1 protein-coding gene is annotated in these 434 nt (G+C 53.2%); it reads left to right on the forward strand.

Annotation, left to right across the window (positions count from 1 at the left end):
• A partial coding sequence (locus tag QQZ11_RS13565) for a phage tail tip fiber protein (protein ID WP_284550855.1) occupies nucleotides 1–434 on the forward strand: 434 nt, incomplete at both ends.

Here is a 434-nt window from a genome sequence, read left to right on the forward strand (position 1 = left end):
GACTGGAGGAGTTTTCGAAAGAGTGGAAGGATGCCAGTGATAAGTGGAATGCCATGTGGGCTGTCAAAATTGAGCAGACCAAAGACGGCAAACATTATGTCGCGGGTATTGGCCTCAGCATGGAGGACACGGAGGAAGGCAAACTGAGCCAGTTTCTGGTTGCCGCCAATCGTATCGCATTTATTGACCCGGCAAACGGGACTGAAACGCCGATGTTTGTGGCGCAGGGCAACCAGATATTCATGAACGACGTGTTCCTGAAGCGCCTGACGGCCCCCACCATTACCAGCGGCGGCAATCCTCCGGCCTTTTCCCTGACACCGGACGGAAAGCTGACCGCTAAAAATGCGGATATCAGTGGCAGTGTGAATGCGAACTCCGGGACGCTCAGTAATGTGACGATAGCTGAAAACTGTACGATAAACGGTACGCTG

Source organism: Aestuariimicrobium sp. T2.26MG-19.2B (genome assembly GCF_950101875.1).
Lineage (GTDB): Bacteria > Actinomycetota > Actinomycetes > Propionibacteriales > Propionibacteriaceae > Aestuariimicrobium > Aestuariimicrobium kwangyangense.